The organism is Mesorhizobium sp. M7A.F.Ca.MR.362.00.0.0 (genome assembly GCF_004023175.1).
Taxonomy (GTDB): Bacteria; Pseudomonadota; Alphaproteobacteria; order Rhizobiales; family Rhizobiaceae; genus Mesorhizobium.
The window spans coordinates 1-6,776 of the sequence record NZ_RZTF01000331.1; the positions used below are offsets into that span (position 1 = coordinate 1).

The 6,776-nt window shown below is 60.1% G+C and carries 7 protein-coding genes; 1 reads left to right on the forward strand and 6 read right to left on the reverse strand.

The window, feature by feature from the left end; translation table 11 throughout:
• From EOC06_RS40975 to EOC06_RS28840, 5 genes are all read right to left on the reverse strand, one after another.
• Nucleotides 1-351 (reverse strand): hypothetical protein (locus EOC06_RS40975; protein WP_206631275.1); only part of this gene is annotated, 351 nt, incomplete at its 3' end.
• Between the two features lie 558 nt (nt 352-909).
• Nucleotides 910-1,818 carry a LysR family transcriptional regulator gene (locus tag EOC06_RS28825; protein ID WP_127322614.1) on the reverse strand — a complete coding sequence of 303 codons (909 nt, stop codon included), beginning with the start codon at nt 1,816-1,818 and terminating at the stop codon, nt 910-912.
• A 15-nt stretch (nt 1,819-1,833) separates the two neighbouring features.
• Entirely contained in the window at nt 1,834-2,016 is a 183-nt protein-coding gene (locus EOC06_RS28830) for a hypothetical protein (protein WP_127322615.1), read from the reverse strand.
• A gap of 478 nt (nt 2,017-2,494) precedes the next feature.
• Nucleotides 2,495-2,923 (reverse strand): hypothetical protein, encoded by a 429-nt coding sequence (locus EOC06_RS28835; RefSeq protein ID WP_245466439.1) that lies wholly within the window; start codon nt 2,921-2,923, stop codon nt 2,495-2,497.
• Nucleotides 2,924-3,198: 275 nt separating this feature from the next.
• Entirely contained in the window at nt 3,199-3,387 is a 189-nt protein-coding gene (locus EOC06_RS28840) for a hypothetical protein (RefSeq protein WP_127322616.1), read from the reverse strand.
• Nucleotides 3,388-3,938: 551 nt separating this feature from the next.
• On the opposite strand from EOC06_RS28840, the gene EOC06_RS28845 reads away from it, so the two are divergent.
• Nucleotides 3,939-5,549: a hypothetical protein gene (locus EOC06_RS28845; protein ID WP_128309401.1), complete on the forward strand. Its 1,611-nt coding sequence runs from the start codon at nt 3,939-3,941 to the stop codon at nt 5,547-5,549.
• 227 nt (nt 5,550-5,776) lie between these two features.
• On the opposite strand, the gene EOC06_RS28850 is transcribed toward EOC06_RS28845, so the two are convergent.
• Nucleotides 5,777-6,776: amidase family protein (locus tag EOC06_RS28850; RefSeq protein ID WP_245470159.1), on the reverse strand; the 1,000-nt coding region annotated here is incomplete at its 5' end.

Here is a 6,776-nt window from a genome sequence, read left to right on the forward strand (position 1 = left end):
TTCGATAGCCGACCACGCCCTTCCCGATAGCTTGGTCCTCTCCCCGGAAAAGTACAATCTCATATAGCTGGAAGACATGCTGTCTTCCTTGGCCGAAATGATCTCGCCGTTCAGACTTCCAGGTTCCGGCTCGGTGTGCGCTCTGGAGAAATCCGGCGAAGGCATCCGGGCAAAGTCCTGCTGTGGCTGACAGTCTGCGTTGTGCTTGTCGGCGGCGTCGGCGCTTTGGCCGCAACGACCTCGCTCGCCGGGGCCGTGATCGCATCGGGCACCGTGGTCGTCGAAAGCAACCCCAAAAAGGTGCAGCACCAGACCGGAGGCAAACGAGGAACTGCGCGAACTCGATGGCAAGGAGGCCGAACTCGTCGAGCGGAAGACAGTGGCGCAGGACCAGCTTGCGCTGACCGAAATCCGCGCTCCCCAGTCAGGACTTGTCCAGGAGCGTGCCGTCCAGTCCCCGCGAGACCATCATGCTGATTGTTCCTGAACAGGACAGGTTCGTGGTCGACAGGCATGGTCGCGCCCGCCAGCATCGATGACGTCGAACCCGGACAGCCGGTTTCCATGCGCTTCTCCGCGTGCGACGCAAATACGACCCCGGAATGCAAGGGGACCGTGCAGAGAGTCTCAGCCGATCTGATCAAGGACCAACAGCGCAAGATTTCCTATTTCGTGGGAGGACGACGCTCGACGACCAAAAGCATGCCCGCGTGGAAGGCGGCTACAGCCTGGCATGCCTGCGGAGGTCCACATTCAGACAGGCGATCGCAACGTTTGGTCCTACGTGCTGAAGCCTTGTCGGGCCAGGTTCACCGAGCGTTCCGGGAATAGGTCGTCCTTCGATTGCATTCATTTGATAGGATGCAAGATGCCCGGCACTGCTCTTGTTCTGACCCCTAATAGGCGCCATCACGAGACCTCATACTGCTGCGCCAGCGAAGCGGAAAGCTGGTCGGCGAAACGTGCAGCGGCCACCGGTAGGGTGCGGCCCTTGAGTTGGCCGACATAGAGCATGCCAGCGGGCACGTCGCGCAAGTCGAGCGGCCGGGAGATCATGTCACCGGTCATCGTCTGGTGGGATAGGCCAATCGGGAAATGGAAGGTGATGATATCCTCTGAGATAGCGTGGTTGCGCAGGAATTCGAAGCTGTCTGACTGAATCACCGGCTCCAGCTGCAGCGATGACGATTGCGCCCCGATGTCGAGCAGGTAGCGCACACCGTAACTTGATGTGGGAAGCGCGATTGGATAGTCGAGGCAAGCGCGCAAGCGCACCGTCTCGTGAGAAGCCAGCGGATGATGGGGCCGCATAACCGCATGCACCGGCTGGTGCACCCGTATTAGTGTCATGAAGGCAGCCAGCCGGGTTGGCTCGTAGACGATGGCAATGTCGGCCGTGTGATCGACCAAGGCACGCTCGGCCTCCTCCCGGTCGCGCAGGTGCACTCCGAAGGTCACATTCGGATGTTCCTTGCGGTAGAGTGAGATCTGCATCGGCAGATGGTAGGGCAATAGCGCCTGGCTGCAGGCGATCGCCACATGGCCGCGCCGGGCGCCAGCAAGGTCTGCAATCTGCGATTTCACGTGCTCCATATCGGATAACTGGTTGCGCATGTGCTGCACTAGAAGTTCGCCGGCGCTGGACAATCGCACGCCGTGAGGCAGTCGCTCGAAAATGGCAACGCCGAGTTCGGCCTCCATCGCCAATATACGCCGATTGAGCGCCGTCGAGGTTATGGCGAGCAATTCCGCGGCGGCGCGGATCGAACCGGTCTTGGCCACCACATCGATATAGTGAGCGGAGTTCAGGTAACGCATCGGCAGCCCCCGGCATCACCGCTGCAATTCTTGCAGCAGGCTGAACAAAACATAGCACAAGACAGCAGCGCCGTCATCGAGGATAATTAATCCTGTCGAAGAAGCATCTTCAAGCGACATTGATTTTTTAAAGACAATGAAAGATGGAATAATGTTTGTTCCACTTTCTTCAACTAATTCATCGATCGAATGGAGCAATCATGCGCCACATATCAATTGTAATATTAGCTTCTCTCGGTCTTGTTGCCCTTGCAAATGTATCGGCGATCGCCGTCGAACAATGTGGCGACGCGACCGCGTCATCTGGCCTGCCAGGTTATAATCATCAATGTGGTGTGACCTCCAAGGACAGCATCGATGAAAGCGCTCTAGCGGACGTAGGCGAGCATAAAAGCTGCGGTTCGGATTGTGCGCAAGTCTACAGTCTTTGTAATACCAGCAGGGGTAGAGACTGTCGCCAAGAGTACAAAATCTGTTCTTGGAACTGCGTCTTTGGTGCGGCAATGACGATTCGCTAGTAAAGAAAACCCGACATTTGAAATTGCGCCGGAGTAGGGTACCAACCCGCATACGTGCGCTGGAGATATCGTAGGGCCACACCCTTACGCTGAGGCCCCGGCGCCTGGCCCGCCCATTGAGGTGGCTCCTTGTGTCAAACGCGCCAACACGTTTCGTTTCAAAGAAGGTTAGCAAGCAGGCGCGCGGCTGCACCATGGTAACTAACGCAGACCTGTTTAGCCATCGGTAGCGAACACCAAGCAGTAAGTTCGGCAACGAGAATGTCGTCGTTCCCATTCACCGGCGTGGTGCTAAGTTGTCCCTGCTTGTTCATCATGATCGCTACGGTTCCGTTTGCGCCATAACCGATAGCTGCCATCCTTTGAATGCGAGTGTCGTCCTCGACGCGAATATCGAACAGAACAGAGCCACCAGTCTTTTCCGCGACGTCAGCCACTCGATCGGCAAACGGCCGATTGATATTGGCGAAAGACTGCTCGAACAGAACCAGTTCAACATACTCCGCCTTCATTGCGTGAGAGTGCGCGGCATGACGCGCAGAACCAATAGGCCATGCACGTCTTATCCACACAAAAACGACCGCCACTGAGGGTGGCCTCTTCCACAGAAAACAACATAATCACCACCCAAACACCTTCGCGCGACAACGCGTTTAGGCCAGAGATGAGACGTCCTCTTCATTAGGCCTGGAACCACTGGTTTCAGCGCCAGGGTTTCTGTATTGCGGAAATTGTACCCTGAATCGGCTGCGACATCAGAGCTATCTGGTCCAGCCTCGTTCCCGAGGCCAGCTGGGGCGCAATCAGTCGCAGACAACCGTGGGCGAGATTTGGTTCGGTCAGCGCTGGAATGACGCTGCTGTCACTGTTCCCGCTTTAGAGGAAATGTGGCGTCGCCATCCTTCTCGCCTGATAAAACGCGCGGATTGGCGCTTGAGACACCGTCGTTCTTTCCGCCTTTGTGGTGCTCTTCTGATTGGCCTCGCGCGTCTGCTTCAAGCTCCTTGCCGGGGCGCTTGCCAACTTTCTTGTCGACCGATTTTTCCACCATCAGCCTCTCCTTTGTGAAGCAATGGCAACTCTTCGATCGGCCTGAGGTTCCGGGACAATCGGCCATCGGACCGCTGCCGCCCAAAGGCGATTTCGGTCTTCGCGTCCTCCGACCCTGGGCATTTCAGGTCGTGGCAAAGTTGGACTTCAACGGCCGACATGAGGCGCATTGGAGTCCGGCAGCTTTGGGGCCGTCTGCTGTCCTTCCGGTTTGGGCGCGATGGGCTAGAAGCTGGCGTTCCCCTTGCGACCCGAGTCGGTCATGTGATGTGGGCGCCAGAACCCCCAAAGGCGGACGGTCGACAGCCTTTGAGGTGAGCGTAACGAGATTCCGTCAACGGGTGGATGCCGAAAAACGGCACCGACCCGAGATCAGTAGCTTTATCATTTTTTGAATTCTGCGCGGTAAGGTTCCGCGCATGTGGTTGAAGACTTACTTGATCATCACCGGCGTCGGCGCGTTCGTGGCGCTGACAATGCCATGGCTGGTCATCTATCGGCAGTTTCCTGATCATCCCGGGGCTCATCCTCGGGTCGATGCCAACGGCCTTCATGTATGGCATCGCTTTCGCGCTGTTCTGCTTGCTGCTCGGAAGTTTCCTTTCAGGCGTTCCTCTGAACGTCATGTCGGGCGCCGCGACGCTGGCACTGTTTTGGACCATCCCCCAGCCAGGCCTCACCTGGGCGAAGGGCATGCTGGCCAGCCTGGAGGAGCCGGACATTCAGTCGAACGCACCGATTGCGCTCAAGGGCGATATTCTCCTCGCCCGCCCGTTCGAGGGCCGTTGCGATGCATTGTGCGCTGCCTTGCTCAAGACCCCGGGCGTAACTTCGGTCCGCGTCCAGACCCTTCGCGGTCAATCCTATACCTATCGCGTCGTGCCGGACTCGACGCCCGGCAAACGAAGCACCGTCATCGGGCATGGCCTGCTGGAAGAGCGCCGCTACGATGCCTCCGATCCGCTCGCCCCTCAGCGCGCGCTGGAAGCCGAATGGAACCTGATGATGTCAGAGGGCAAGGCGCTGCTGCAAAGCGACGACGCCCCCGAACCCGGCTTCACCATCGCTATCGAGCACGGCCCTGCCGCGCTCGACTCCAAGCCCCGATCGGGACGGGTGGATTGGTCGCTCGAACCCTCCGCACCCCACCGCAAGGCGCTCACCATCACCGACGCCGGTGAACAGGTGCTGCTGCGGCAGTCGATCCTGTCGATCTTTGCCCCGGCGGCGCCGTTGCTGATCGGGACTTCGGGCGGGATCGAGAACTTCCGGTTCGGTTGGGCGCGTCTGCGGCTCGGTGACGGAAGGATGTACGCCGAGGTTCCGGTCAACCGGCTGCTGCTCGACCACACCAGCGTTTCGCGCGGCGTGAATATGGAAGCGGCGAAAGCGAGAACGCGCGAGGAACTTGCCAGAGCGCTCGACGATCCGCGTAAGCCGGTGAGCGGTCCCGTGTTCGCGCTCGCCAATCAATGGATGGACTCGTTCCGCGCGAACGACCAGCCGCTCGGCGAAAGCGACCGGCGCCTGCTGGTTCGCGTCTTGGAGGACCCACGGGTGCGATCCCCAGACGGGCTGTGGGCGATCATCAAACAGGTCGATGGCGACTCCGCCGATCTGCGGCGGCTCGCCGCCCGCCGCTACCTCGCGGCCACCGACAAGAAGGAGGCGCGCCACTGGATCAATGCCCTGGCCGGCCTCCCTGTGGGTGCATACACCGATCCTCTGCCCGAAGAGCGCGCGATTCTCGCAGATCCGGAGGTCAGCCGCTTTGCCACCGGCCTGATCAAGCGCCAGGGGGACCGCGGCGTCGATGCCGTGCCCGACCTGTTGCGGCTGCTGCGCGAGTACTCCGTCTACGATCCGGGCAAGTTTGGTTTCAGCGACCTGACCGCGGCTACCGATGCCGTGCGAAGCGGCTTTCGCCGCATTGGCCCTGCGGCCTCTTTCGCGCGGCCTGAGATCGAGCAGCTCTTGGCTTCGCCGGGTCTGAAGTACCGCTACAAGACGCTCGGCCAGGAAGAATGGGACACCCTGCTGGTCGTCCTCGGGAAGCCTGTCGAAACGCTTACCAAGCCGGAAAACCGAAGTGGAACCGACGCGAGGTACCGCGAGCGCGTCGCTCAACGGGCCGCCAAGCCTTACGACCCACGCCGGGATTGATCGCCGAAACGGGACGAAGAATCTTCGCGGGCAGAGCTAGCCGCTTCGTCCTACCGGTCTTTCCGATATTCCATGGTGCGCGACCGTGTGTGGCGGGAGCAAATCGAGTAACCCATCGTGTTACTCCTCGGTTTTGATTGGGCACTCGAGAAACGAGAGGTGAAGGCAGAAGCGGGGCCGATAGCGAAACGGCAGCTTCCGGCTTCGCGATCAAGGATATCACAAGTTTAACCGCCGCGGGCGGTGTCGCCACCTGCTCTTGCCTCCGCATATTCCGTTGACGAAGTGTTCAAGCGGGAACGATCTGACAGAAAGCGGCGCCAGCCCCCAAATGACGAGATATCAAAAGCGCCTAGCAAGCCCACGGATTCCACTAGAAAACCTTTGGCGGTGCTGCCATCATCAAGCTCTATATTGCCAATGCCCAAGGGAGACGGGATGGCGGCCACAAAGTGGCCGAATGCGTCGGCAGGTAGCCGCCAAACCTCTACCTCGATCGCAGTGCCGCCGTTTTCAACACGGACCAGTCCCGGCTTGGGCGTGGTCTGGCCCGCGAGCTCATATAGCTTGTATGAAGATGCCGTCCTCATTGCCCGGCAGAACCGGGCACCAGCCTCCTTGAGATGGCCATTGAGCGGCATTCCCGAGAGGTGAGCGCCGACCACCACCAACTCGATAGTGCCATCTTCGACTGATGCGCCGACAGGCTGCGCGCTCGGCTGCCGCCAGCCAGTCGCGCCGAGGGTGAGACTGCTCGCGGCATGGAGATCGCGCGCGACGGATGCTACAAGGCCGTCCGCTCCGGCGGCCGCAAGCAGCGTCACGCTCATCGGCAGCCCGTCGTCGCGCTTGCCGGTCGGCACGGCGATGCCGCACATGTCCAGAAGATTGACGAAATTGGTGTAGGTGCCGAGCCGGCTGTTGGTCTCGACGGGATCGGTGAGCACGGTAGCAGTGGTATAGTGCGTTGGGGCGGTTGGCACGCAGAACAGGTCGACCGAGGCGATGACCGGGGCGAGCTTCGCCTTGTAGGCCTGCAAGGCGTAGAGGCCGCGGAAGGCGTCTGCCGCCGACAGGTTACTGGCGCCGCCGATGATCTTGCGCGTCACCGGATGCAAGGCGGCTTCGTTGGCTTCCATGAAATCGCGGATCGCCGCATAGCGCTCGGCCACCCAGGCACCCTCATAGAGTAGGTTGGCGGTGGCGTAGAAATCGCCGAAGGGGATT